This is a genomic window from Salinimonas profundi, assembly GCF_014750655.1.
GTDB classification, from domain to species: domain Bacteria; phylum Pseudomonadota; class Gammaproteobacteria; order Enterobacterales; family Alteromonadaceae; genus Alteromonas; species Alteromonas profundi_A.
Genome location: NZ_JABBXD010000003.1, coordinates 246,664 through 271,660 on the forward strand (window position 1 = coordinate 246,664; position 24,997 = coordinate 271,660).

Genomic DNA, 24,997 nt, shown 5'->3' on the forward strand with positions numbered 1-24,997 from the left:
CGCTAAGTATAACGCACTTGCCGAATCAAGTTGAGCACCGAATGTAAGATTTATAGCGTGATACAAGCGGGCCGGATGGCCCGCCGGAAAGAAACTAGTTGAAGTTTGTTTGAAGAAACTTTGTCACCTCACCGTAAAATTCGGCGCGATTATTCTCATCATAAAATCCATGGGTTTCTTCATCCCGAACAAACCATTCATAGGGCTTCTGTGCATCATCCAATGCACTCTTCAATCGCTCAGCATGCTCAAACGGTACGCGGCGATCTCTTTTTCCGTGCGCGATAAGAACAGGACCATCCAATGACTGAACATGGTTCACCGGAGAAAAGTCAGCCAGCTGCTTCTGGTCAGTACCAATAACCCGCTTTAAGAAGCTTTTGCCCCAAAGCTCAGTGGGTGTATCGCCTTCTTCATACATCAGGTTCAGGTCATACACGCCAGCCATTGAGATAGCGCATTTAAATAGTTCAGGTGCCATCGAGGCAGACATCAGCGCGGAGTAGCCGCCGAAACTTGCGCCCATGATGCAGATATTTGATTTATCTATCTTACCCTGCTCGGCAGCCCAGCGGGTACCATCAATAATATCCTGTTGTACCAGGTCACCCCAGTGGTGGTAGCCTGCTTGCTGATAATCAGCACCATAGCTCCCCGAACCGCGGTAATTAACCTGCAGTACCGCATAGCCCTGACCGGCCAGCATCTGGACATCGCGATCAAATCCCCAATAATCACGAACGCCGTGCGGGCCTCCGTGTACCAGGGTTACCAGTGGCACCTTTTCATCTTTCGCCATCCCTACAGGATAAGTCAGATAGCCATGAATAGGCGTGCCATCAGTCGCCGGAAAGGTGACAGGCTGGGTCTCAGAAAAGTCATCAATGCTGATATGATTCATATTAGCAAGCAGTTGCGTCAGTTGTCCGGAAGACTTATCAAACAGATAAAATGTGCCCGCGTCGATATCATTACTAGCATATAAAACCCAATACTGACCGTCTCTGGAGCGGCTGGTCAGCGTAAGCGAATATCCCGGCAAAGCGCCAAGCAACCCTTTAAACAGTGCGGCTTCTTCCCCCGCATCTTCAAACATCACGTAAGCAGGACGGCCGTCGTCAACTCTGATTGCATAAGCGTCAGTATTATCAACCGTAACGTTAATACTACCAGGTGAAAGTGAGACTTTTTTATCAGTATAAATCTCTTCCCGTTTACCTGTTTCCAGAGACATTCTGAACAAGCCAACTTTGTCCTGTTCGAAGTTATCCAGATAGATGGCATCTTTAGCATTATTACTCAGTGCTATTGGCTGAAAAGCTTCGCCAAAATTATCTGAGACCTCACGCCACTCGTCGTCGATGAAACGGTAAATTTTCTTGTCGCCACTTTCGTCGGTACCTATCGCCATTTTCAGATTACCCTGCTTATCAGCAAAGAAACTGGCTTGCTGAGCCGGCGCAAGAGTCACCGGTTTGAGCAGACGCCCTGTATAAATATCCAACTTGTGAATTGATGCGTAGCGATAATTACCTTCCGACATAGGGGTGGAAGAGATAAGAATGTGCCGTTTATCATCTGGCAAAATACTGATTATTTCAGCCCAGCCCTCGGTTGCCTGTTTACGACGAATTTTAGTATCCATGCGCTCTTGCACAGTGAATCCGTAAATCATCTCACCTTGCGTACCATCGTAGTTAACAGCGTACAGCTCTCCATAGTTTGACGATTCCGTCTGCCAGGGTTTACGCCGCCATATCTCCAATACAATTCTTTCGTTATTTCCCCAATAGAAGTTTCCGACATCACCGCGGGTACCCAGACTAGCTCCTCCAAGAACAGAAAAGTCTTTAAGATTGAACACAGCAAGGTTTCTGGCTCCTTTATCGTCAAAGCTAACGGCAAGTTTGGTACCGTCGGGGGAAAGCTTCGCACTTTGATAGGTATAGTTTTTGGCTATATCCTTAACGGTAAATGTTGCTTCACTGGAAACTGAAAAAAAAGTAAGTGAAATTATGATAAGCAGGTGTAGATACTTCATGTTGACGTCCGTGTGCATGTTTTTTGCGAGTTTATTATTATATATCGAGCAAAGCATACGAAAAGGTGATTTGCGATTCAATATCCCCTGTACCAAATTTAATAAAGCGCGTGGATGGCAGTAAAAACAATGATTGCTAGTCATTATCTATCGACTTCACGTATCATCAAGCAATAGCATCTAATTCGCTGATCAAAAAAGGCTATTCCTATGATTTACAGTATGACCGCATTCGCCCGTAACGAAATCAAACAAGACTGGGGTTCGGTAGTGTGGGAAATCCGCTCTGTGAACCAGCGTTTTCTTGAAACTTATTTTCGTTTACCTGAACAATTTCGATCGTTTGAACCGATGCTCCGCGAGCGCTTTCGCAAACGCTTGCATCGCGGCAAAGTAGAATGCAGTTTGCGCTTTGCACCCTCAGAGAATGCGCAGTCCACACTTACACTCAACGAGGACCTGGCAAAACAGGTTTTGCATGCCGCGGACTGGGTGCAATCTCACGGTCAGTCCACCGGCGTGAATCCGATGGATGTATTGCGTTGGCCCGGCGTCATTGCGGCTGAGGAAACCGATATGGATACCATTCACAGCGACACAATGAGTGGCTTTGATACCGCACTGGATCAGTTTATTGAGGCAAGAGAAGCCGAAGGTAAAACACTGAGATCGCTTATAGAGCAACGTCTGGATAGTATTGAAACCGAAGTCGCTACCGTAAAAGAAAAAATGCCTGAAATCATGCAGTGGCAGCGCGAACGCATTCAGACACGTTTTGAAGAGGCAAAAATAGAATTAGATGAAGGGCGTTTTGAGCAGGAAATGATCATGCTCGCGCAGAAGGTCGATGTGGCCGAGGAAATTGATCGTCTAAATTCACACGTTAATGAAACACGTAACATTCTTAAAAAAGGTGGTGCGTGTGGTCGCAGGCTGGACTTCATGATGCAGGAGTTCAACCGTGAAGCGAATACACTGGGTTCCAAATCAATCAGCACAGCGATCACGCAATCAGCCGTTGAGCTAAAAGTTTTGATAGAGCAAATGCGCGAGCAGATCCAGAATATTGAGTAGCGTAATCACACCGATAGCGGCACACTACTGAAACCGTCTTTTAGTCAGATTTTGCTTTCGTCTGGGCGTTAGATAATTCTTGATACTGGCTGCATTTATAATCTTGCAGCCAGTGCATGCTTGGCGATACTTCTATATTATCAGAAACGATAATTGACGCTTACGCGGTAGCTTCGTGGCTCCCCGGGCATCGTCCAGATTGCCGAATAGGAGCTTGGATAGTATTTTTCGTCAAATAGATTAGTGACGTTTAACTGCAGTGTCGTATCGGCTGTGATCTCAAATCGCGAAAAAACATTTACCAGCGTGTAATCAGGCAGAATGTAGCTGGGATCGATGGTTTCTCCTAATCGTTTCCCCACATATTGCACGTTGCCGCCCCATGAGGTTGATTTTCCCATTAATACCGTATCGTGAATCAGAGACAGAGTAGCGTTATGCTTTGGAATGTTTATTAAGCGACTTCCTTTAGGGATATTCACTCCCCAGTCAGCGTTTGTAATCTGATTTGCAGTTTTTGCATCAGTATAGGCGTAAGACAAAGAGGTCCGAATATTCTCAGTAAAATACGCCTTAAGATCAATTTCTACACCCTGACTGTCTGCTTTTCCGAGTGCGGCGGAAAAACCGGAATTGAGTGGATCTGCTGTAAGAATATTACTTTTTTCTGCGCGAAAAAGCGCTACTGTGCCCTCAAACATCGCCGATTCAAACTTGCTGCCAACTTCAAAGGATTCGCTTTCTTCCGGCACGAAAGCATTACCTTGCGCATTCGCTCCTGTATTAGGCTGAAAACCTTCAGAGTAGCTTGCGTACAGACTCACAGCTTCGTCCCATAGATACACAATACCGGCACGGGGACTAAAAACACTTTGCTGCTGATTAACAACGGTCTGTGCTTTATGATTTTCAATGGTTTGCTTAAAATCGTCGAATCGGCCGCCGACCTGTAGCTTCACTCTCTGAGAAAGATCTATCTGGTTTTGCACATAAAAACCGTAATTTTCCTGTTTTTCGCTCTGGTCATACAGTAATGACCTTGCTGGCGCTTGTTGTCCGTAAACAGGATTAAAAATGTTGATCGCATAGTCGGTAGTCCCTGCAGCGGGACGGTAGCGTGTCCAGTACTTATCAAAATTGAAGTGATAGTAATCTGCACCTATCAGTAGATGATGAGTGATAATGCCGGTATCTACACTACCGCTGAGTTCAAGGCGACCTGAAAAATCAGATGTATCGAAGTTTCGATAGCTGTGCTGACGACTTAAGGTCTCTCCATCAGTAAATAGTTGCTGTCGCCCCTTTACCAGTTCAGCATCACTGGAAAATCCCGTTAGCTGCGTATCACGATAACTTAGTCCTGCCAGCAGGCTCCAGTCATTTAAATCATGCTCAAGAGTCAACTGATGGCCCAGAACATCTACCTGGTTGGGCCCATCCGACGGCTCTCCCAGAAACCGTTCAGCCGGTAGTAACTCAGGATTGCCTTCCAATGCAACAATACCTCTGTCAAAAGGCACTTGTTGATCTAAATATTCAGCTTCGTAACGCAGCCGTGTTTTCGCATTTACCAGCCACAACAACGATGGCGTCAGTGCAATCTTTTTAGAATCCACAGGCACTCTGAAACTGCCGTTGTCCTCATAAGCACCGTTCATTCGTACAGCAACATTGTCGCTCAGTGCAGACGTGTAGTCGCCTTCGAGGCGATACTGGTCCCAGCGTCCGACCGATGCCTGTAAGTAGCCCGCCCGGTCAAACTGCGGTTTCTTGGTGATAATATTGATAGTGCCTCCTGGTTCGGAGCGACCGTATAATGCTGAACCTGGCCCTTTTAGCACTTCAATGCGTTCAACGTTTGTCATGTCCCGGGTGCCACCAAACCCGCGCCCCGCATTGAAGCCATTAACCAGATAGCCGGAAGGAACGTTTTCATCTCCGGTAAAACCGCGTATCGCAAAGGCATTCCACATACCACCGAAATTGTTTTGCTTGCTCACCGATGCTGCGAGGGTTAACGCTGAAGAAAAATCGGTTATTGCCAGGTTTTCCAGCTGCTCAGATAAAACTGTGTCGACCGCCTGAGGTTGCGACTTTAAGGGTACATCTGCGCGAAAAGGCAGACGAACGCTGGTTACTCTGACATGCTCAATATCGCTGGTGTCACTGGCAAAAGAAAACGGCGTAGCGCCGATGATAAGCGATACAGTAAGAATAAGCTTCAAAGGGGGGTTAAAAAGCATAAAACGTTCGGCTCCACCATGAACATAATAAAGAGTGATGAATAAAAGTACTGCGAGTAATTAAACTGTCTTCAAGCAAGAAAATGACAGAGGCAATTTCTTGCTATAGATAATGCTACTGGCAATGATTATCATTTGCAAATGATAATCGTTATCAAGTGAATCAACAGGTGCGCTCTTTCTCAGACTTATTTTCAGGCTGTCCATATGTGCTGCCGGTTGGTAAGGCCAGAATAGACATAACGGATTAATCCAGGTCTGTTTTAGACAGTTTTTCAGGTAGATAAATGTTAGTGATGGGGCTAACTCAGATCACTGTAGCGGATGAATGATAAAAGTAAAAAGGGGATTGATGCGCACATTTTGAACGTTGCATTAATTACTTTAGCCGTGACTGCAAATACGATTCAGCAAATTGCCTGAGGCGCGATTTCGGCAGAGGCGTCCGGTGGTCGACCGCTAATCCAGACGTCTAGCCGAAGCTTAATCACGCCTTTAATGGCTGCTTGAGTAACTGCATATCCGATTACCTAATATACTCAGTGCCATATAAGGCTTATTAGCCGCCTGCTGCGTTTTTACTGTTGCTGCCTGATAACCAGTCTGCCGGGTTCGATTGCGAGCGTCAGCGGCATACTGGCGGCCATATTCATTAGTGTGCTTCGGGTATCAAGTTCATAAACAGGATGTGTTGCCAGATATCCGTTAAATAGCGTCATAAATTTATCACTTACCGGTGCCAGATTTCCCCGGTATCCATTTGCCTCAATCGTGCTGTCCAGTAATCGCAATGAGCGTACAAAAATGGCTTTTTTATCTGCATCGTAAAAGGGCTGTCCTTCTATCTGCAAATTCACATCAGCAGGATACGTAAATCCGAATGCTTTAACGGTCGCCGTTGCTTTGGTTTGAAGCATCACTACTTGTCTGTTGTCCGGCCCCACCTGAATATCCATTTCAGAAACATTCAGCTCCAGCGGAATACCAGCCAGAGAAACTTCCCTTTTGAGCTCTGAGACCTGGTCGTTCAATGACGATTTCAGTTCATTCTCGCTGATGCTGTAGCTTGATAAGTCATTAATAGCCGCACAACCTGACAGCATTAAAAAGACACTTAGCATTCCAACAAAATTTTTCATTCAGGTACTCCGTTCAGGTGGCGATGGCATTTGTCTGCTATGGTACGAATAACGAAAGCTACCTGTAATACGATCATAAGGAAACAAACGTGCTAAAACGAATCGCAATGGTCTTGCTACTTTTACAGATTGGATACGCCTACGCCGATGACAAAACTCAGATTGATAACGTGTTAAATGAATTGCACGACAGTGCCGCTAACGCCGATATGAATACTTATTTTTCCCTTTACGCTGATGACGCGGTATTTATTGGCACCGATGCTTCTGAAATATGGTCACTAGACGCTTTTAAAGCCTACGCTGAGCCAGTGTTTTCATCAGGCAAGGGTTGGACGTACATGCCTGCTAAACGACACATTACAGTCTCAGACTCAGCACAAACCGCATGGTTTGTGGAAATGCTACACAGTGAGACTTATGGCACAACGCGAGGGACAGGTGTATTAGTGAAGTCCGATGGCAGGTGGAAAATCGCGCAGTATCATCTGACCATTCCAATTCCTAATGCTATCGCAAAGGACGTTACATCAAAAATTAAAGCGATGGAAAACTGACAGCGCTGTTAAGAGTGATAATGAAAAAATCCTGGTCATTGAACAATTAAAAGGGCGCCATAGCGCCCTGGTCTCATCAGGTATTATTTTGCGTGAGAGGCTGAATCTGCAGCTCGACGCGCCGATTCTGCTGACGATTGGATGCGCTGGTATTGGCCACTTTGGGCTGATATTCGCCCATACCCACCGTGGTAATCCGCTTTGGATTGACATTAAACGATGTCAGCAGGTTCTTAACTGACATTGCGCGACGCTCTGATAAAGACTGATTATACTGCTCAGACCCCGTATCATCGGTGTGCCCTTTAATCATCAGTACCGTTTTTTCGTACTCATTGATAACTTTCGCAACATCGCTAAGAACAGGATTAAACTGCCCATTGATTGCGGCACTGTCCGTAGCAAACGTGATGTCACCCGGCATGATCAGGTTTAAATTATCGCCTTCGCGCACAACCTGAACGCCCGTATCAGATAACTCATTACGAAGCTCTTCTTCTTGACGATCCATGTAGTTACCGATAGCACCACCAGCAATTGCGCCTACAGCGGCCCCCCAGGCATATCGGCTTTTATCATTATCACCCGTTGCTTTACCCAACAGAGCGCCTGCCACAGCACCTATCGCTGCGCCTTTCTGAGTATTTGAAGGATTACTGGCACATCCAGCCAGGCTAACAGCAGCAGCGACTACGCCGGCAATAAGTGTTTTCTTCATAACATCCTCGTTAATCATGGTATATTAGTTACATTACTGACAATGTAATACATTGTAATGATTACGGTTTGCAAGAGCTGTTCCACCCCTCAAACATGCGTATCACCAACCATACCATGCGAAGATGAACGAAGTTTGAACGAAAAATACTTTCTATCGAAAAGTGGCGTAGGAATATGGCTACACCTGTACCATCCGGTGGAAAAAAGTATTGAAATCAATATTGTAATCGCTGGCAACAACTGCCTGTTCAATGTGGATGCGATCATCTGTTGAAAGGTCAATATCTTTGGGTTCAAGAAAATGGTTTCCGCCCAGAGAATAAAATACTTTCACTACGGGTTTAGCCAGGGATGCGTTTTGCTTTAGCACCATCGCGAGCTTTTGGTTACTGAGCTTTACAAGACTGCCTACAGGAAAGACGCCCATGCATTTGATAAACTGGTCCAATAGCGCCTTATCAAGGCGCTCAGGAGCCTCGCTGAGCAGAATTTTGATCGCCTTTTGCGAGGACATGCCCGCCTTGTAGCAACGATCGGCCGTTAGTGCATCAAACATATCAGCGATAGCCAGCATGCGACCATCCTGTGAGATATCTTCTGCTTGCTTACCCAATGGATAGCCACGCCCATCCAGACGCTCATGATGTTCGCTGACAACACGAATAAGATGAGGTGCGATAGTCGCTGATTTCAGAGCCTCAACACCATATGTGACATGCTTTTTCATCTCTTCCATTTCAACATCGGTCAGCCGGCCCGGCTTATGCAAAATTGCATCGTCAATCTGGATTTTTCCTAAATCATGTAAAAATCCAGCGTAAGCCAGTTCCTGGATCGCTTCATTATCCATTCCAATATGCCGTGCGAAATTAGCCAGAATAATGGCCACATTTAATGAGTGTTCTAACAGATAGTCATCTTTTTCTTTTATCTTAGTAAGACAAAGCAACGCATCAGGGTTTCGATCCATCGATGCCACTAGCTGCTGAGAAAACTCCCGGGGAATTTGCTCGTCAAAGGCTAACCCCTTACTCACCGCATTCAGCAATACTTTCTGAATATACTTCCCTTTACGATGTAATTTTTCTGCGGTAACAATTTCCGCAGCAAAGGTTGTTTTGGCCGTACTTTGCTTTTTTGATGACACGTTTGCAGAAGCAGGCCCGTCTTGCCGGGGCAATTCAACCTGAAGCTTTTTAACACCTTTTTTCTTGAGCGCCTGAATAACATCTTCTGAAGACACCCGGCCACTGGAGGTCACTTTAACGGACCCGTTTTGCTCGATAATCTTTTTGACTATCATGCCGGGTCGAAGCTGGTTGATGGAAATATTCTTTACAACTGACTGACTCATCGATTACTTAAGACTAAAAAAGTAAGTTAGTTGAGGGTAGCTTATCTTCATTACCCCGACAATTCATGGAGCAATAAATATAATGTTGGCTGCCACAAAAAACGTTTAATATTTACCCTTTTTGCGGTGACCACGACACCTTCTGCCAATAACTTATTTTGCTGCGTTACAGCGCTGTTACCATCTACGGCTATCTGACCATTGGCCCTCACCACCCGATGCCATGGTAAATTAAGATGCGAGGGCGCTGTTCTTAGCAATCGGCCCACTAGTCTGGCACGACCGGGCAATCCTGCCAGGTCGGCCACCTGCCCATAGGTCGCCACACAACCAGATGGGATAAGCGAAACAACGTGATAAATTTGCTGGTGGCCAGAACGCTGGGGCATAATTAAAGTAACTGTAGCTTCAACAGGTCGATAAGTAATGCGAATTTATTGCAGTGCATGTGGGTATCCTAAAACAACGTGCTTGTGCCCTTATGTAATTACCAGTGATGCACCTGCAAAAATTGTAATATTACAGCACCATCGTGAAGTCAGCCATGCAAAAAATACTGCCCGTTTGGTTTCACTGGGACTGCGTAATACGATCTTGGTCTCTGGCAGAACCGCGGAAGATTTCTCGCAAATTGCGAGTGAAATTGATTTAAAAACCAGCGCGTTGATTTATCCGGGCGACAAAAGCCGGTCAATTGAAAGCGCCGCATTTACTGCACACGTGCCCCGGACCCTGATATTTCTTGACGGCTCATGGCGTCAGGCTTATGCCTTATATTCACAACTGCCATGGCTTTCTGCACTGCCACAGTGGTGTTTTAATCATGCACCAGAAAGTGACTATACTATCCGGCACACCACACAGCCGAACAGCCTGTCCACACTGGAAGCGGTCGCTTACACACTGAAAACGGGCTATGCCTTTAATACAGCGCCATTGTTGGCCTTACAATCAGCCTTACAAAACAGCTGGCAGGGACCGGCGCATCACAGACGCTGAAACTCAGCCAAATAAAGACCACATCAGTACTGAAGACAGCAAAGCGCTTGAAAAGAGATACAGGTTTCGCTCTGTTACCAGCGTAAACGAGCTGGCTTTGACTTCATTGCGGTGCAGTTGCAGTTTCTTGATGGCCAATTGCAACGGCTGTTGAGGATACTGCCCTTTATTGCGCAGAAAGTGCAACTTGCGACTAATACTTTTTAATGCCGCATCGCGATAAAAGTGTGCTCGCTTGGTCTGAATCGCTGTTTGATACAACAGTGCGGCTATGATCACACATGTCAGTATGCTGAGAAATACAGTCACCGCGCTGAGTGCAGGGAATACTGCACTGATAACAGGCCAGAGGGACAATGAAAATGTTAGCTGTAAAAGGACCAGCTGGTTAATGTGGTGCAACTCACGACTTGTTGTTAATTCGCCGGTGGTACTTATCCTCACTGGTAAAAACTGTTTGAGAAGAAAGTACGGCAAGGCTGCACTTTGGCAAATGAACACACCTGTTACCAGAAGAAAAACGAACAGAATAATCCCGAAAATAGTTTCGTCAGGGTAGGGCGCCAACATCGTATTTTCACTGATTATGAAAAGCGTAGTACCGCTTATAAGCGCTGATAGCAGAAGCTGATTGCGAAGTCGGTTTACGGATTTTCGCTGGAAATAACGTAACTCGCACAGCTTATTTTGCTGTAGGAGATGTTGCATTAGAAATCGATGTTGTTTACGCAGAATAAAGCGCATTGATATCCATAGAAGGCTTGTCGCAAGCACAATAACAACAGGATCGCGAAGTCTGCCGAGATTCATGCTGCTATCTCTGAATATCTGGTTATGAAATACCACTATCAACATCTGAATGATTAACGCGCTCAGTAAATAGCACGCAGGGGGAAGCCATATACGACTTTTAGACGGCAGAGGGTAAGAGATTGTAATATTCATAAAGGGCTTTTTTCATACTACGATAAAGTCCCTAACACTGTTGTCTTGCTAACTGTCATCCAGCAGATAGCTTATTATTTTTATATTCTAACGATTGTAATTTTACGTCGTAAACACTTTTACTGATAGCTAAATTATTCTTTTTCCATGAATTATTTATGACCAGACATAAAAAAACCCGGTCAATACCGGGTTTTTACTCTCTAAACATGCTGAAAACTATTTACGCAGCTTTTGAATTAAGCGTAATTGCGCAATGGCTTCTGCCAGTTCCTGCGCAGCCTCTGCGTAGTTAAAATCAGCGCCTGGATTGGCGATGTGCTCTTCTGCACGACGTTTTGCTTCTTCTGCGGCCTGTTCATCCAGATCTTCTGCACGAACTGCCGTGTCTGCCAACACAGTTACGTTACCTGGCTGTACTTCAAGTACGCCACCAGCAACATAGATTACTTCTTCTTCACCGTGTTGTTTAACCAAACGCACCATACCAGGTTTAATTGCAGTGATCAGTGGCGCGTGACCCGGGTGGATACCCAGCTCACCTTCGCTGCCGGTCACCTGTATGGTTTCTACGCGACCAGAAAAAATCTGCTCTTCTGCGCTTACAACATCCAGATGAACTGTCATAGCTGCCATTTAAACCTCCAAAGTCGGTAGTCAACGTAATCGAACAGGCGGCTACGTGCAGCCGCCAGTAAAATTACGCTTTCTTGGCTTTCTCTGCAGCTTCTTCAATTGAGCCAACCATGTAGAAGGCTTGCTCTGGCAGATCGTCATATTCACCGTCCAGGATAGCTTTAAAGCCACTGATAGTGTCTTTAAGCGGTACATATTTACCTGGTGCGCCAGTGAATACTTCTGCTACGAAGAATGGCTGCGACAAGAAGCGCTGAATCTTACGTGCACGAGTAACAACCAGCTTATCTTCTTCAGACAGCTCGTCCATACCCAGGATCGCGATAATGTCTTTCAGCTCTTTATAACGCTGCAATACAGTCTGAACACGACGTGCCACATCATAATGGTCCTGACCAATAACCAGAGGGTCAAGCTGACGTGATGTAGAATCCAGTGGATCAACCGCAGGGTAAATACCCAGTGATGCGATATCACGAGACAATACTACCGTTGCATCCAAGTGAGCAAACGTTGTTGCTGGTGACGGGTCAGTCAAGTCATCGGCTGGTACATATACCGCCTGGATAGACGTGATTGAACCAGTCTTAGTAGACGTAATACGTTCCTGCAGAACACCCATCTCTTCAGCCAGTGTAGGCTGATAACCTACCGCTGAAGGCATACGACCCAACAGTGCTGATACCTCAGTACCTGCCAGTGTGTAACGGTAGATGTTATCTACGAAAAACAGAACGTCACGACCTTCGTCACGGAACTTCTCTGCCATCGTCAGACCTGTCAGAGCAACACGCAGACGGTTACCCGGTGGCTCGTTCATCTGACCGTATACCAGAGATACTTTATCCAGTACGTTAGAATCGTTCATTTCGTGATAGAAATCGTTACCTTCACGCGTACGCTCACCAACACCAGCAAATACAGAGTAACCACTGTGCTCGATAGCGATGTTACGGATAAGCTCCATCATGTTTACGGTTTTACCAACACCGGCACCACCGAACAGACCAACTTTACCACCCTTGGCAAACGGACAAACAAGATCGATTACCTTGATACCCGTTTCAAGAATTTCCAGACTGTTAGACTGCTCTTCGTAGCTTGGCGCCGCGCGGTGAATAGACATACGCTCTTCTTCACCGATAGGGCCCGCTTCATCAATTGGATTACCCAAAACATCCATGATACGGCCAAGCGTTTTAGTACCTACTGGTACCATGATTGGACCATTGGTATTCTCTACCGCAAGACCACGCTTAAGACCATCAGTAGTACCCATTGCGATTGCTCGAACAATGCCACCACCTAATTGCTGTTGCACTTCCAGGGTCAGCCCGGATAAGTCACCTTCGGTAACTCGTAGTGCGTCGTATACACCAGGAACCGCATCTTGTGGAAATTCAATATCCACAACGGCACCGATGATTTGGACGACCTTACCTTGACTCATAATTTGTCCTCGTTATCTCTTATAAACCTTTGCCTACACCGCTGCCGCGCCGCTTACAATCTCACTGATTTCTTGTGTGATTGCGGCCTGACGTGCTTTGTTGTATACCAGTTGCAGATCGTCAATAAGATTGCCGGCATTATCTGTGGCGGCTTTCATCGCTACCATTCGGGCAGCTTGTTCTGACGCAGCGTTTTCTACAACGCCCTGATATACCTGAGACTCAACATAGCGAACCATCAGTGATTCCAATATTTCTTTTGGATCCGGCTCGTAAATGTAATCCCAACGGTGCTTATATTCTTTGTCTTCCGACTTTGGCAAAGGCAGTAGCTGATTGACCACTGGTGTTTGTGTCATCGTATTAACGAAGTCATTGAAAACCAGATAAACCTTATCCAGTTTTCCTTCGTCAAATGCTTTAAGCATGACACGAACAACACCAACAACATCGCTCACAGATGGTTTGTCGCCCAATCCGGATTCAGCAGCAAGTAACTTACCCCCAAACCGATTGAAAAAGGCACACGCCTTAGAGCCTAAGGCTGCAAAATCCACCTCTACCCCTTTTTCACGCCATTCTTTGACGTCCTGGGTAACACGCTTAAATTCATTTGAGTTTAAGCCACCACATAGTCCGCGGTCTGTGGAGATCACAATATAACCAACCCGTTTTACTTCGCGCTCCTCAAGGTAAGGATGGCGGTATTCCAGGTTACCATTTGCGATATGACCAATCACTTTAAGCATGTTGTGTGCATATGGACGGCCGGTAGCCATACGTTCCTGCGCCTTTTTCATTTTAGACGCCGCAACCATTTCCATAGCACTGGTAATCTTTTGAGTATTCTTGATACTCCCAATCTTACCTTTTATCTCTTTACCGCTAGCCATGACTATCTCCCGTTAACCCAACAATGTGCCAACCATACGGTCAGCACCCGTGATTACCACGTTTGTGTCTCTTTGAATTTCTTCAAAGCTTCATCTAACTTGGCAGCAATCTCGTCGTTGTAGTTACCAGATTCATTGATAGTCTTCATCAGGTCAGCGTGCTCACTGTTCATGTAAGAATGCAGTGATGCTTCGAAGTCCAGAATCTTGTTTTGCTCAACGCCCTTCAGGAAGCCCTTTTCAACAGCAAACAATGAAACACCCATGTCAGCAATCGACAGTGGAGAGTATTGCTTCTGTTTCATCAGCTCAGTAACGCGCTCGCCGTGTTCAAGCTGCTCACGTGTTGCATCGTCGAGGTCTGAGGCAAACTGAGAGAACGCCGCCAGTTCACGATACTGTGCAAGGGCAAGACGAATACCGCCACCCAGCTTCTTGATGATTTTCGTTTGCGCTGAACCACCAACCCGCGATACTGAAATACCGGCGTTAACAGCAGGACGGATACCCGCGTTAAACAAGTCAGTTTCTAAGAAAATCTGACCATCAGTAATTGAGATTACGTTAGTTGGTACGAACGCAGAAACGTCACCAGCCTGGGTTTCAATGATAGGCAATGCGGTCAAAGAACCGGTTTTGCCTTTCACTTCACCGTTTGTGAAACGCTCAACATAGTGCTCATTTACACGTGCTGCACGTTCTAGCAGGCGAGAGTGAAGATAGAAAACGTCACCCGGGTAAGCTTCACGACCAGGAGGACGCTTAAGTAGCAATGAAATTTGACGGTAGGCTACAGCCTGCTTTGACAAATCATCATATACGATTAGTGCGTCTTCACCACGATCACGGAAGTATTCACCCATGGTACAACCAGAGTAAGGTGCCAAATACTGCAATGCTGCAGATTCTGACGCAGAGGCCGCTACTACAATGGTGTGTTCCATTGCGCCGTGCTCTTCAAGTTTGCGTACAACGTTTGAGATGGTCGATGCTTTCTGACCAACTGCAACATACACACACTTAATGCCTGTGCCTTTCTGATTGATAATGGCATCAACAGCCATCGCTGTTTTACCAGTCTGACGGTCGCCGATGATAAGCTCACGCTGACCACGACCAACCGGAATCATTGAATCGACAGACTTGTAACCTGTTTGTACAGGCTGGTCTACTGACTGACGATCAATTACACCTGGTGCAATCTTTTCAACTGGCTCGAAGCCTGCTGCATCAATTGCGCCTTTACCGTCGATAGGCTCACCCAGCGTGTTTACAACACGACCCAGCAGACCATTACCAACCGGTACTTCAAGAATACGACCAGATGATTGTACTTTTGTGCCTTCTGTCAGGTCCGCATAAGGACCCATAACAACCGCACCAACAGAGTCTCGCTCAAGGTTTAGTGCAATCGCGTAACGACTACCAGGAAGCTCAATCATTTCACCTTGCATGACATCTGCAAGGCCATGGATACGGATAATACCGTCTGTTACAGCAACGATTGTACCTTCGTTGCGTGCTTCACTGGTTACATTGAACTGTTCAATTCTTTTTTTGATCAGTTCTGCAATTTCAGTGGAATTAAGTTGCATGCTCTTATCCCCGTTATGCTTGCAACGTGTCCGCCAGACGTTCCAGTTTTGCTTTCACTGAGCCGTCGATAACTGTATCACCGGCTTGGACTACAAAACCGGCGAGCAGGGCTGGATTCACATTACAATTAAGCTTCACTTTACGTGCCAAACGTTCTTCTAATGTTGCCTTAATCTTAGACTGCTGCTGAGCGTCTAACTCAGTGGCAGAAGTCAGTTCTACTTCCACCTCTTTGTCATATTCCGCTTTAAATGCAGTAAACAGTTCACTGATTTCTGGTAAGGCAAGCAAACGTTCATTTTCTGCCAGAACCTTTACAAAGTTCTGACCGTGTTCATCGAGTTGTTCACCACAGATGTTGATAAACATGTCAGCCAGGGTCTCCGCTGCCACCGCGCCAGTCAGATACTGGTGCATTTCAGCGTTGTTAGCGACCTGGCCGGCAAAACTCAACATCTCGTGCCATTTAGGCACGGCGTTGTGCTCGACCGCAAAATCGAAAGCAGCTTTAGCATAAGGACGAGCAACGGTTGTCAATTCAGACATGGCTCATCTCCCTCGTTAAAGCTCAGCGACAAGTTTTTCAACAATGTCGTTATGTGCTTGTGCATCAATTTCGCGTTGAAGAATGCGCTCAGCACCGATAACTGCCAGGGCAGCAACCTGCTTGCGTAATTCTTCTTTGGCACGATTGCGTTCAGCTTCAATTTCGGCATAACCGGAAGCGATAATTTTTTCGCGTTCGGCCTGGCCTTTCTGCGTTTCTTCATCAACAAGTTGATTAGCACGCTTCTTGGCCTGTTCGATAATTTCAGCTGCTTGCGCTTTCGCCTCTTTCAATTGCTCGGTGGCTTTTTCCTGAGCAAGTTCAAGGTCTTTCTCAGCACGATCAGAAGCTTCAAGACCATCGGCAATCTTCTTCTGACGTTCTTCAATCGCGTTTAGCAACGGTGGCCAAACGTACTTCATGCAGAACCACACAAAGACGATGAACGCGATTAATTGACCTATTAGAGTGGCGTTAATATTCACAACCGCTCCTCCTCATAATGTTCGCTAATAGACTGTAAGTTTAAAAAATTAAGCACCAACAGCGAACAGAAGGTAAAGAGCGATACCAACACCGATCATCGCGATGGCGTCGATTAGACCCGCTACGATGAACATCTTAACTTGCAGTTGAGGAGCCAGTTCAGGTTGACGAGCAGCAGATTCAAGGAATTTACCACCTAGCAGACCGAAACCAATAGCAGTACCCAGGGCACCCAGACCGATTAATAGTGCAACAGCGATGTATAACATTTACGTCTCCGATTTAAGTTAATTTTAAAGTTGAAAGTTAAACTTGATGGTGCCCACAGATATTTGTCTGCAGGCACCGGTACTTCGTTAGTGGTCTTCGTGCGCCAGGCTCAGATACACAATAGTCAGCATCATGAAAATAAAGGCCTGAAGAACGATTACCAGAATATGGAACACCGCCCATGGGAAGTGCAATGGCAGCTGCCATAAGCCCAGGGTCGCGATAAGAATAAAGATAAGCTCACCAGCATATAAGTTACCGAATAACCGCAGCGCCAGTGAAAATGGGCGCGCCAGCAGGGTAACGCTTTCCAGTATGAAGTTAACCGGAATCATCGACCAGTGATTGAATGGCTGCATGGTCAACTCTTTAGCGAAGCCAGCGAAACCTTTCACCTTAATGGAATAGAACAGAATCAGTACAAATACACCCAGACCCAGTGCCAGAGGCAGGTTCAGGTCAGTTGTTGGTACCACTTTCATGTAAACATGGTGAGGATCAACACCGGTCGCTGCAGCGCCGATTTGTCCTGCTGCCCACGGCAGTAAGTCAACAGGGACAAGGTCCATCAGGTTCATCAGGAACACCCAGACGAAAATAGTCAGACCCAGCGGTGCAATCAGATTATTTTTACCATGAAATGAATCACGCACGTTGTCATTAACAAATTCCACAACCATTTCGACGAATGCCTGTGTTTTGCCAGGTACGCCTGTGGTCGCGGTTTTTGCTACCCGACGAAATAGCCATAAAAACAGCACGCCTAACAGAATAGACCAGGCCAGGGTATCAATATTCCATACCCAAAACCCCGCTTCCTGACACGCCGCTGACGCCTCTTCCAGTCCCTTACCATAGTTTGTCTGCAGACCATCGTCTGTCATACACATGGTGGCATTGGTCAAGTGGTGGAGAATATACTCTTGTGTTGTTTGCTCAGATGCCATGTTTTAACCCAAAGTTGAAAGTGTAAAATCTGTTTTTAACGCTTCATGGCCTCTGTCGTCGGGCCGGCAACTTTTTATTTATTGTTTATGCTGCTGAAGCAAAGCCAGCCAGTAGCTGACCGTTGCTATTGCAAATCCGCCGATTAGAGCGAGTGGGTCAACGTGCAGCCCTTTAAATGCAATAACAAATAAAATAAAACTCATCGCCAGTTTGATCTTTGCACCCTGGCTAAAACTCCGGGCTACCAGCTGATTTTGCCGGGCCCCGGCGTATCTAAACGCAAATACGGCGAATATGCTGTTTGGGAGAATGCTTATTAGTGACCCCATCGCCACTGAGACAGCCTGATGTAAATCATTCATCAGCCAGACCACAATCACCGAAACTGTTGATACCAGAAGCTGTGCAGTAAACGCTTTTCTGGCCAGGTTTTTGCCCTCTCGGGCCAGGTCGCTTCGCACGGCGTTTCTCTTTTACTTCTGCTCAACCAAAAAGCGTCAGAAGTATACTGTTTTAACGATATTTTTCAACAGCACATCGCGTTTTGTAAGTGATAATGAAAATTTTCTGTCTGTATTTCGTTACGGGACTTTTCGGTCACAAACGTTTCTGTACATTTTCCGAACAGATAATTAAACATTCTTCGTCATCTGTGACTAGTGGATTTTTGACAATATTCCGTCCAATTGCTCCAGGTCACTGAAACTTATTGTAATTTTCCCTTTACCTTTTGCGTTGTGGTCAATATTGACCGCGGTGCCCAGGTTTTCAGAAAGTCGGTTCATCAGATTCTGTACATCCGGGTCAACTTTCTTTTCTGGCTTCGGTGTGGCGGGTTCAAGGTATTTGCGTACCAGCTTTTCGGTATCACGGACAGTTAGCGCTTTACCCGAAACAACCTGAGCTGCCTCGGTTTGCTGTTCCCCCTCAAGCGCCAGTAACGCACGGGCATGGCCCATTTCAATGTCACCATGCTCAAGGAGCAGTTTTACATCATCGTTAAGATTATTCAGGCGTAGCAGGTTGGTTACCGATGTACGCGATTTACCGACAGCTTCAGCCACCTCGGCATGGGTCAGTTCAAATTCTTTCATCAGCCGGTTAAGCGCCTGCGCCTCTTCCATTGCATTGAGATCTTCACGTTGAATATTCTCAATCAGTGCGATTGCAACAGCGGCTTCATCGGGTACGTCTTTTATCAGACATGGCACGTTATCCAGCTGTGCCATTTGCGCGGCACGCCATCTTCGCTCACCGGCGATAATTTCGTAGCTGTTCTTATCAGTCTGGCGAACAACAATTGGCTGAATAACACCCTGAGAGCGGATTGAGGAGGCCAGCTCTTCCAGCGCATCGGGCGACATATCCTTACGCGGCTGATATTTTCCGGGCTTGAGATATTCAATAGGTAATTTGCTTAATTCAGATTCAACAGGTGTCAGGTCTGATGATGCGTGTTGCTGTTGTTTTTGTGCCGAAGACTGACTCGTCGCCAACAGGGCATCCAGTCCTCGCCCAAGTCCTCTTTTTTTCGCTGACATAGTTTCCTCAATAACTCACAAAATACGGCGTGTTGCTTAGCAACGGTAAATCAACTGGCTTTTGCTGCCTGCATGCCAGCTTTATCGCGTCTGCGCAAGATTTCTCCGGCTAATGCCAGGTACGCCTTTGCGCCCGTCGATGACTTGTCGTAATACATCGCTGGTGTGCCAAAGCTTGGCGCTTCTGCAAGGCGAACATTCCGGGGAATAACGGTGCGGTAAACCTGCTCTCCAAAATGCCGTTTCAATTGCTCAGAGACATCATTAGCCAGCCGATTACGCGGATCATACATCGTGCGCAGTACGCCCTCGATTTTAAGGTCCGGATTGACCACCGATGCCAGCTTGGAAATGGTGTCCATTAATGCCGTTAAGCCTTCCAAAGCATAATATTCGCATTGCATAGGCACCAGCACAGAATCAGCCGCCGCTAATGCGTTCACCGTCAACTGGTTAAGAGATGGCGGGCAATCAATAAAAATGAAATCGTAATAATCCATGACCGGTTTGAGAGAATTGCGCAGACGGACCTCGCGGGCAAACATTTCCATCAGCTTAATTTCTGCAGCGGTCACATCGCCATTGGCGGGAATAATGTCATATTTGCCCGAGGTGTCTTTTACCACGACCTCTTCAATCGGCCGTTCTTCAATCAGCAGCTCAAAGCACGTTGCAGGGACGTCATATTTGTCCAGGCCACTACCCATTGTGGCGTTACCTTGCGGATCCAAATCAATAAGCAGCACCTTTCGCTTAGTCGCTGCCATAGAGGCCGCCACATTTACAGCGGTGGTTGTTTTACCCACGCCGCCTTTCTGATTCGCAATTGCGATAACCTTAGCCACACTTAATCCTGTTATGCTTTATGAATTGTCACCAAATGGCGCTCGCCGACAAGATCCGGCACTTCTAGTGTCAGTACAGACTCAACACAAAAGTGATTACTTACTTCATCAATCTCGCTTTGTGGGAACTGACCTTTCAGCGCAAGGTATTTGCCATTTGAATCTACCAGATGTTCGCACCAGTGCAACATATCTTTTAATGAGGCAAACGCGCGGCTTAATACAATATCATAAGGCGCTTTCTCTGTGTGCGCTTCTACCCGATCGTGAATGCATTCAACATTATCAAGTTTCAGCTCGTGCACGCACTGTTTCATAAACCGTACCCGTTTACCCAAACTGTCAAGCAGGGTAAAACGGGTTTCAGGCAAAACAATAGCCAGTGGCATGCCGGGTAATCCCGGGCCGGTACCCACATCAATAACATTGCGCGCAGAGATATGCGGCATCACACTGAGTGAGTCAAGCAGATGCTTGATCACCATTTGCTCAGGATCGCGAACTGATGTCAGGTTGTAGGCTTTATTCCATTTGTGCATCAATGCCACGTACGCAATCAGTTTTTGCTGCTGCTGTTGCGTGACCATCATCCCCATGGACTGAATGCCAGCTGACAGTATGTCTGCCAATTTGCCTGTATCTACTTGACTGCTCACGCGCTGATACGCTCCTGCTTACGTAATAACCCATGTTTTTTCAGGTAAACCAGCAATAACGAAATTGCCGCAGGGGTAATCCCCGAAATTCTGGAGGCTTTACCAATGGTTTCGGGCCGTGCTTCGGTCAGCTTGGCCACAACCTCATTAGAAAGGCCGGAGATTTTGCTGTAATCGAAGTCATCTGGCAACAACGTATTTTCGTGACGCTGTGCTTTGGCTATTTCATCCATCTGACGGGCAATGTATCCGGCATACTTGATCTGTATTTCCACTTGCTCAGCGGCAATCGGATCGTCAATGCCCGGACCGAATGCTTCAATTTCCATAAGCTTACGGTAAGTCATCTCAGGACGACGGATCAGCTCTTCCAGCGAGTGCTCGCGACTCACCGGATTTTTCAGAATTTCATTAAGCGATGCGGCTGCGCTGTGCTCTGGGTGGATCCACTGGCCACGTAGACGCTGTTGTTCTGTCTCCACCGCTTCCATTTTCCGATTGAACGATGCCCAGCGTGCATCATCGACTAAGCCAATTTCCCGTCCCAGTGCAGTCAGACGCATATCCGCATTATCTTCACGCAGCAACAACCGGTATTCCGCACGGCTTGTAAACATACGGTAGGGCTCTTTGGTGCCCATCGTCGCAAGATCATCGATCAATACACCCATGTACGCCTGATCGCGACGCAGGACCATCGGATCTTTCTGCTGCACCTGCAATGCAGCATTGGCACCGGCTACCAGGCCTTGTGCACCAGCCTCTTCGTAACCGGTCGTCCCATTGATCTGGCCGGCAAAAAACAGACCCCTGATATATTTTGTTTCCAGCGTTTGTTTCAAATCGCGCGGATCAAAAAAGTCATATTCAATGGCGTAGCCCGGTCTGACAATGTGGGCATTTTCAAACCCGTTAATTGATCGAACCAGCGCCATCTGGACATCGAAGGGTAAACTGGTAGAGATACCGTTAGGATACACTTCCATGCTGTTAAGCCCCTCAGGCTCAACGAAGATCTGATGAGACGTTTTGTCTGCAAAGCGGGTGATCTTGTCTTCAATACTGGGGCAGTAACGCGGACCTACGCCCTCGATAACACCGGTGAACATCGGTGAACGGTCCAGGCCGCCCCGGATAATCTCATGCGTACGCTCGTTTGTATGCGTGATATAGCAAGGGATCTGTTGAGGATGCATATCCCGGCTGCCCATAAACGAAACCACTGGCACCGGATCATCGCCGGGCTGCGCCTGCATTTTGGAAAAATCCAGACTGCGTGCATCAAGACGGGCTGGCGTACCGGTTTTTAACCGATCGACTCTAAATGGTAACGCACGAAGTCGTTCAGCCAGTGCCACAGAAGGGGGATCGCCCGCTCTTCCGCCACGATAGTTCTCAAGGCCAATGTGGATGGTGCCGCCCAGGAACGTGCCTACCGTCAACACGACAGACTTGGCCCGAAACTTAAGACCCATCTGGGTAACCACACCGGTTACCTGATCATTTTCAACAATCAGATCATCACAGCTTTGCTGAAATAATGTCAGGTTAGGCTGCGCTTCAACCATTTTTCTGATCGCCTGACGATACAGGGTGCGATCGGCCTGCGCCCGCGTTGCGCGTACAGCCGGGCCTTTGCTGGAATTTAAGGTTCTGAACTGAATACCAGCCTGATCAGTGGCAAGGCCCATGGCACCGCCTAATGCATCGATCTCTTTAACCAGGTGCCCCTTGCCGATACCACCGATCGCAGGGTTACAGGACATTTGTCCGATGGTTTCAATATTGTGAGTCAGCAATAGCGTATTGGCTCCCATGCGGGCTGAGGCCATTGCAGCTTCAGTGCCTGCGTGACCGCCACCTACCACAATGACGTCAAATTCTTGCTGATAAAACATGATAAACCTCACAGATGCAGAAGATTCGAATGATCTTGGCCTTTCAGAAAAAGGGCGCGTATTTTAGCTGACTTAACGCCTAATGAAAACGGTTAAATTTTCCACACGAATACGTGTAAAGTCAGAAAGGACGAGGCTTATATATTATATGATCTTTTAAGATCTTATTTATTTTTACTATTATTAGGATCGCCCTGATCTGTTGATAAGCGATCATTCTCTTTAGATCACAGGATCTTACGCGATGAATAAGTGTTGTATGGGATCGATCATAACCGGGGTCTGATCTTGTGTATAAACCCCCTAGTTATCCACATAGCCAATCTTTGAAATTTTTATTCCTACTGTGATCAAAGCTTATACACAGAGGTCTGGGGGATCATATCCACAGCCGTGATCAAATTGTGATCGAGGTGGGGATAAGTTGTCGAATAGATCGGGATAATGATCAAAAAAAGCCCGCTATTAACGGGCTACAGAGTGATCACGCTATTTCCTTAGATCTTTTCCACATGGATCGAACCGCCTGATGTTTTCAGATCGACCTGCGGACCGCCGCCGTTAATTTTTCCTTCTATTTCTCGCTTAGACACTGAGCCCTGGACCGGCCATTCACTCTTGACCCGACCTCCGCTGGTATTTGCTTCAAGATCAATTTTTACGGTTTCGGGAAACATTGCGTTAATTGATCCGCCAGAAGTATGCAGACTCACATCCTCTTCAGGTTGCTCTGTCAGCTTAAGATCAATCCCGCCTCCCGAGGTGTGGCCATCAATATTGCCTTTTACATTGGTGATATCTAACGCACCACCTGAGGTTTTGATATCGATGTCGCCTGTTACGTCACTAATCGTGATGCGTCCGCCAGAGGTACGGGCTTCAACGTCACCGGTAAGCGCCTCAACCGATATTGCGCCACCCGCTGTATCCACATCAATGTTGTACTGCTCGGGTAAGGTAATGGCATAACGTACCCGCAGAGAGCCACCATACCACTGTCCTTCGCGCTCGCCGTCAATGGTTACACCATCATCGTCCTGTTCGAACTCAACGGTAAAATCACCGTCGTTTCGCTGGTCAATATCGACATCAACGTCAATGGTATTTGCTGAATGCGTGGTTATTTCAATTGCACCTGCGTCAGTGCGCAAGGTGAGGGTGCCGTCTGGTGAAACGGTGAAAGATTTTGTGATTTTTTCAGCCAGGACCTGTGTGCTAAGTAAAGAAAGTCCCAGAGCAGTACAGAAAGATAAGCGTTTTAACATAGTGTTTTTCCGGTTTTTGGGGGGATAAACACTATGTCGCAAAAACAAACGAAAAGGTTTAAAAAATTTATCGTACCTGATTAGGTTGATAGCGCGCCGTCGAAGCACTTGATGGCTCAGCTTCTTCGGCAGCTAAGCCTTTACGTCGGCTTGGGCCTGAAAACCGGACCCGGTAAGTGTCATATTCACGGATACTTTCAAAGCAATAACGTCCGATAGCGTGCTCCAGCTCAGCCAGATTGTGATTAGTGATTAGAATGCAGTTTTTCTTATTAACCAGTCGTTGTCGAAGCAGATTGCCCAACCAGCTTTGTGTATTTTTTTTCAAAACGGTCTCGTTGACACACACTTCATCGAGAATCAGCAAATCAACATCCAGCAGTTCCTGGTGAGCCTCACGAAATTTTTGTCCGATATTATCTTTGGCGCTGTAATCGTAAGAAAAATAGCGCATTTCCAGGAGCGTTGATAATTGTCGGTAGAGCACGCTTATCTCATATTGTTCAATAAGCTGATGGGCCATTGCGCCGGCAATGTGTGATTTACCACGGCCGTAATCACCGTAAAACAACATCATGTGTGAACCTGACTCACGCCATGAGGGATCATCATGCGCAGCAATAAACGACTGGGCAATGCTGACGGCCTCGATCACATCATCACTATCTTCCACCAGGTTTGCGAATGTCCAGTTAGGATTCAGATCAGAGCGACCGTGGATAGCAGCAATCCGATCTTTTTTCGATCGCATCTGAAGCTGTCTGATCTCATCATTGGCCTGCTGTTCATACTGCTTACGCAGTGTTTTGTAATCCACATACTCATTTTCCTGCACATTGGGCTTACCCATAGCGCGGGCGAGATTGTTAATACGATCTTTTATCGATTCCATA

25 protein-coding genes are annotated in these 24,997 nt (G+C 46.7%); 3 read left to right on the plus strand and 22 right to left on the minus strand.

Going from position 1 to position 24,997, the window contains the following annotated elements:
- Window positions 1-94: 94 nt before the first annotated feature.
- A complete protein-coding gene (locus tag HHX48_RS08550) occupies window positions 95-2,041 on the minus strand; it encodes an alpha/beta hydrolase family protein (RefSeq protein ID WP_191024139.1) in 1,947 nt (648 codons plus the stop codon).
- 210 nt (window positions 2,042-2,251) lie between these two features.
- Between HHX48_RS08550 and HHX48_RS08555 the strand changes: the two genes are divergently transcribed.
- On the plus strand, window positions 2,252-3,115 hold the full coding sequence (locus HHX48_RS08555; RefSeq protein WP_191024140.1) for a YicC/YloC family endoribonuclease: 864 nt from the start codon (window positions 2,252-2,254) through the stop codon (window positions 3,113-3,115).
- 140 nt (window positions 3,116-3,255) lie between these two features.
- Here the strand turns inward: HHX48_RS08555 and HHX48_RS08560 are convergent, their stop codons facing one another.
- Complete coding sequence (locus HHX48_RS08560; RefSeq protein ID WP_191024142.1) at window positions 3,256-5,358, minus strand: TonB-dependent siderophore receptor; 2,103 nt, start codon at window positions 5,356-5,358, stop codon at window positions 3,256-3,258.
- Window positions 5,359-5,936: 578 nt separating this feature from the next.
- Window positions 5,937-6,497, minus strand: a complete 561-nt coding sequence (locus tag HHX48_RS08565) for a DUF1439 domain-containing protein (RefSeq protein WP_223858182.1) — start codon at window positions 6,495-6,497, stop codon at window positions 5,937-5,939.
- 89 nt (window positions 6,498-6,586) lie between these two features.
- Here HHX48_RS08565 and HHX48_RS08570 point away from each other — a divergent pair, with 89 nt between their 5' ends.
- Window positions 6,587-7,054 (plus strand): nuclear transport factor 2 family protein, encoded by a 468-nt coding sequence (locus tag HHX48_RS08570; RefSeq protein ID WP_317983492.1) that lies wholly within the window; start codon window positions 6,587-6,589, stop codon window positions 7,052-7,054.
- A gap of 76 nt (window positions 7,055-7,130) precedes the next feature.
- Here the strand turns inward: HHX48_RS08570 and HHX48_RS08575 are convergent, their stop codons facing one another.
- From HHX48_RS08575 to HHX48_RS08585, 3 genes are all read right to left on the minus strand, one after another.
- A complete protein-coding gene (locus tag HHX48_RS08575) occupies window positions 7,131-7,772 on the minus strand; it encodes an OmpA family protein (protein WP_191024144.1) in 642 nt (213 codons plus the stop codon).
- A gap of 180 nt (window positions 7,773-7,952) precedes the next feature.
- Window positions 7,953-9,128, minus strand: coding sequence for an HD-GYP domain-containing protein (locus HHX48_RS08580; protein WP_191024146.1), 1,176 nt, complete (start codon window positions 9,126-9,128; stop codon window positions 7,953-7,955).
- 50 nt (window positions 9,129-9,178) lie between these two features.
- Window positions 9,179-9,517 carry an MGMT family protein gene (locus HHX48_RS08585; RefSeq protein WP_191024148.1) on the minus strand — a complete coding sequence of 113 codons (339 nt, stop codon included), beginning with the start codon at window positions 9,515-9,517 and terminating at the stop codon, window positions 9,179-9,181.
- A gap of 37 nt (window positions 9,518-9,554) precedes the next feature.
- Here HHX48_RS08585 and HHX48_RS08590 point away from each other — a divergent pair, with 37 nt between their 5' ends.
- Window positions 9,555-10,127 (plus strand): tRNA-uridine aminocarboxypropyltransferase, encoded by a 573-nt coding sequence (locus tag HHX48_RS08590; RefSeq protein WP_191024150.1) that lies wholly within the window; start codon window positions 9,555-9,557, stop codon window positions 10,125-10,127.
- 3 nt (window positions 10,128-10,130) lie between these two features.
- Here HHX48_RS08590 and HHX48_RS08595 read toward each other — a convergent pair whose 3' ends face one another.
- From HHX48_RS08595 to HHX48_RS08670, 16 genes are all read right to left on the minus strand, one after another.
- Window positions 10,131-11,072: a hypothetical protein gene (locus HHX48_RS08595; RefSeq protein WP_191024152.1), complete on the minus strand. Its 942-nt coding sequence runs from the start codon at window positions 11,070-11,072 to the stop codon at window positions 10,131-10,133.
- A gap of 219 nt (window positions 11,073-11,291) precedes the next feature.
- A complete protein-coding gene (locus tag HHX48_RS08600) occupies window positions 11,292-11,708 on the minus strand; it encodes a F0F1 ATP synthase subunit epsilon (protein ID WP_139757811.1) in 417 nt (138 codons plus the stop codon).
- 64 nt (window positions 11,709-11,772) lie between these two features.
- Window positions 11,773-13,158, minus strand: a complete 1,386-nt coding sequence (atpD, locus tag HHX48_RS08605) for a F0F1 ATP synthase subunit beta (protein WP_191024154.1) — start codon at window positions 13,156-13,158, stop codon at window positions 11,773-11,775.
- A 33-nt stretch (window positions 13,159-13,191) separates the two neighbouring features.
- Window positions 13,192-14,052 carry a F0F1 ATP synthase subunit gamma gene (atpG, locus tag HHX48_RS08610; protein WP_191024156.1) on the minus strand — a complete coding sequence of 287 codons (861 nt, stop codon included), beginning with the start codon at window positions 14,050-14,052 and terminating at the stop codon, window positions 13,192-13,194.
- Window positions 14,053-14,105: 53 nt separating this feature from the next.
- Window positions 14,106-15,647, minus strand: a complete 1,542-nt coding sequence (gene atpA, locus HHX48_RS08615; RefSeq protein ID WP_191024158.1) for a F0F1 ATP synthase subunit alpha — start codon at window positions 15,645-15,647, stop codon at window positions 14,106-14,108.
- A 13-nt stretch (window positions 15,648-15,660) separates the two neighbouring features.
- Window positions 15,661-16,194, minus strand: coding sequence for a F0F1 ATP synthase subunit delta (gene atpH, locus HHX48_RS08620; RefSeq protein ID WP_191024160.1), 534 nt, complete (start codon window positions 16,192-16,194; stop codon window positions 15,661-15,663).
- A 15-nt stretch (window positions 16,195-16,209) separates the two neighbouring features.
- The gene (atpF, locus tag HHX48_RS08625; RefSeq protein WP_191024162.1) at window positions 16,210-16,680 is read right to left on the minus strand and encodes a F0F1 ATP synthase subunit B; all 471 of its coding nucleotides are present in this window, start codon (window positions 16,678-16,680) and stop codon (window positions 16,210-16,212) included.
- Window positions 16,681-16,728: 48 nt separating this feature from the next.
- Window positions 16,729-16,950 (minus strand): F0F1 ATP synthase subunit C, encoded by a 222-nt coding sequence (gene atpE, locus HHX48_RS08630; RefSeq protein ID WP_012520222.1) that lies wholly within the window; start codon window positions 16,948-16,950, stop codon window positions 16,729-16,731.
- An 87-nt stretch (window positions 16,951-17,037) separates the two neighbouring features.
- Window positions 17,038-17,898 carry a F0F1 ATP synthase subunit A gene (atpB, locus tag HHX48_RS08635; protein WP_191024164.1) on the minus strand — a complete coding sequence of 287 codons (861 nt, stop codon included), beginning with the start codon at window positions 17,896-17,898 and terminating at the stop codon, window positions 17,038-17,040.
- A gap of 78 nt (window positions 17,899-17,976) precedes the next feature.
- On the minus strand, window positions 17,977-18,360 hold the full coding sequence (locus HHX48_RS08640; RefSeq protein ID WP_191024166.1) for an ATP synthase subunit I: 384 nt from the start codon (window positions 18,358-18,360) through the stop codon (window positions 17,977-17,979).
- A gap of 195 nt (window positions 18,361-18,555) precedes the next feature.
- A complete protein-coding gene (locus tag HHX48_RS08645) occupies window positions 18,556-19,440 on the minus strand; it encodes a ParB/RepB/Spo0J family partition protein (protein WP_191024168.1) in 885 nt (294 codons plus the stop codon).
- Window positions 19,441-19,490: 50 nt separating this feature from the next.
- Window positions 19,491-20,285 carry a ParA family protein gene (locus tag HHX48_RS08650; protein ID WP_191024170.1) on the minus strand — a complete coding sequence of 265 codons (795 nt, stop codon included), beginning with the start codon at window positions 20,283-20,285 and terminating at the stop codon, window positions 19,491-19,493.
- A gap of 11 nt (window positions 20,286-20,296) precedes the next feature.
- Window positions 20,297-20,881 (minus strand): 16S rRNA (guanine(527)-N(7))-methyltransferase RsmG, encoded by a 585-nt coding sequence (gene rsmG, locus HHX48_RS08655; RefSeq protein ID WP_223858211.1) that lies wholly within the window; start codon window positions 20,879-20,881, stop codon window positions 20,297-20,299.
- Window positions 20,882-20,937: 56 nt separating this feature from the next.
- Window positions 20,938-22,839, minus strand: a complete 1,902-nt coding sequence (gene mnmG / locus HHX48_RS08660; RefSeq protein ID WP_191024174.1) for a tRNA uridine-5-carboxymethylaminomethyl(34) synthesis enzyme MnmG — start codon at window positions 22,837-22,839, stop codon at window positions 20,938-20,940.
- A gap of 497 nt (window positions 22,840-23,336) precedes the next feature.
- Window positions 23,337-24,104 carry a DUF4097 family beta strand repeat-containing protein gene (locus HHX48_RS08665; protein WP_191024176.1) on the minus strand — a complete coding sequence of 256 codons (768 nt, stop codon included), beginning with the start codon at window positions 24,102-24,104 and terminating at the stop codon, window positions 23,337-23,339.
- 67 nt (window positions 24,105-24,171) lie between these two features.
- On the minus strand, window positions 24,172-24,996 hold the full coding sequence (locus tag HHX48_RS08670) for an ATP-binding protein (RefSeq protein WP_191024178.1): 825 nt from the start codon (window positions 24,994-24,996) through the stop codon (window positions 24,172-24,174).
- Window position 24,997: the final 1 nt, after the last annotated feature.

Coding starts and splice junctions, on each gene's coding strand:
- HHX48_RS08575 (WP_191024144.1), bottom strand. CDS start 7,772: ATGAAGAAAACACTTATTGCCGGCGTAGTCGCTGCTGCTGTTAGCCTG.
- HHX48_RS08600 (WP_139757811.1), bottom strand. CDS start 11,708: ATGGCAGCTATGACAGTTCATCTGGATGTTGTAAGCGCAGAAGAGCAG.
- atpA (WP_191024158.1), bottom strand. CDS start 15,647: ATGCAACTTAATTCCACTGAAATTGCAGAACTGATCAAAAAAAGAATT.
- HHX48_RS08550 (WP_191024139.1), bottom strand. CDS start 2,041: ATGAAGTATCTACACCTGCTTATCATAATTTCACTTACTTTTTTTTCA.
- HHX48_RS08565 (WP_223858182.1), bottom strand. CDS start 6,497: ATGAAAAATTTTGTTGGAATGCTAAGTGTCTTTTTAATGCTGTCAGGT.
- HHX48_RS08555 (WP_191024140.1), top strand. CDS start 2,252: ATGATTTACAGTATGACCGCATTCGCCCGTAACGAAATCAAACAAGAC.
- HHX48_RS08645 (WP_191024168.1), bottom strand. CDS start 19,440: ATGTCAGCGAAAAAAAGAGGACTTGGGCGAGGACTGGATGCCCTGTTG.
- atpH (WP_191024160.1), bottom strand. CDS start 16,194: ATGTCTGAATTGACAACCGTTGCTCGTCCTTATGCTAAAGCTGCTTTC.
- atpD (WP_191024154.1), bottom strand. CDS start 13,158: ATGAGTCAAGGTAAGGTCGTCCAAATCATCGGTGCCGTTGTGGATATT.
- HHX48_RS08595 (WP_191024152.1), bottom strand. CDS start 11,072: ATGAATATTACAATCTCTTACCCTCTGCCGTCTAAAAGTCGTATATGG.
- HHX48_RS08585 (WP_191024148.1), bottom strand. CDS start 9,517: ATGCCCCAGCGTTCTGGCCACCAGCAAATTTATCACGTTGTTTCGCTT.
- atpG (WP_191024156.1), bottom strand. CDS start 14,052: ATGGCTAGCGGTAAAGAGATAAAAGGTAAGATTGGGAGTATCAAGAAT.
- HHX48_RS08580 (WP_191024146.1), bottom strand. CDS start 9,128: ATGAGTCAGTCAGTTGTAAAGAATATTTCCATCAACCAGCTTCGACCC.
- HHX48_RS08665 (WP_191024176.1), bottom strand. CDS start 24,104: ATGTTAAAACGCTTATCTTTCTGTACTGCTCTGGGACTTTCTTTACTT.
- atpB (WP_191024164.1), bottom strand. CDS start 17,898: ATGGCATCTGAGCAAACAACACAAGAGTATATTCTCCACCACTTGACC.
- mnmG (WP_191024174.1), bottom strand. CDS start 22,839: ATGTTTTATCAGCAAGAATTTGACGTCATTGTGGTAGGTGGCGGTCAC.
- HHX48_RS08670 (WP_191024178.1), bottom strand. CDS start 24,996: ATGGAATCGATAAAAGATCGTATTAACAATCTCGCCCGCGCTATGGGT.
- HHX48_RS08560 (WP_191024142.1), bottom strand. CDS start 5,358: ATGCTTTTTAACCCCCCTTTGAAGCTTATTCTTACTGTATCGCTTATC.
- HHX48_RS08590 (WP_191024150.1), top strand. CDS start 9,555: ATGCGAATTTATTGCAGTGCATGTGGGTATCCTAAAACAACGTGCTTG.
- atpE (WP_012520222.1), bottom strand. CDS start 16,950: ATGTTATACATCGCTGTTGCACTATTAATCGGTCTGGGTGCCCTGGGT.
- rsmG (WP_223858211.1), bottom strand. CDS start 20,881: ATGGGGATGATGGTCACGCAACAGCAGCAGCAAAAACTGATTGCGTAC.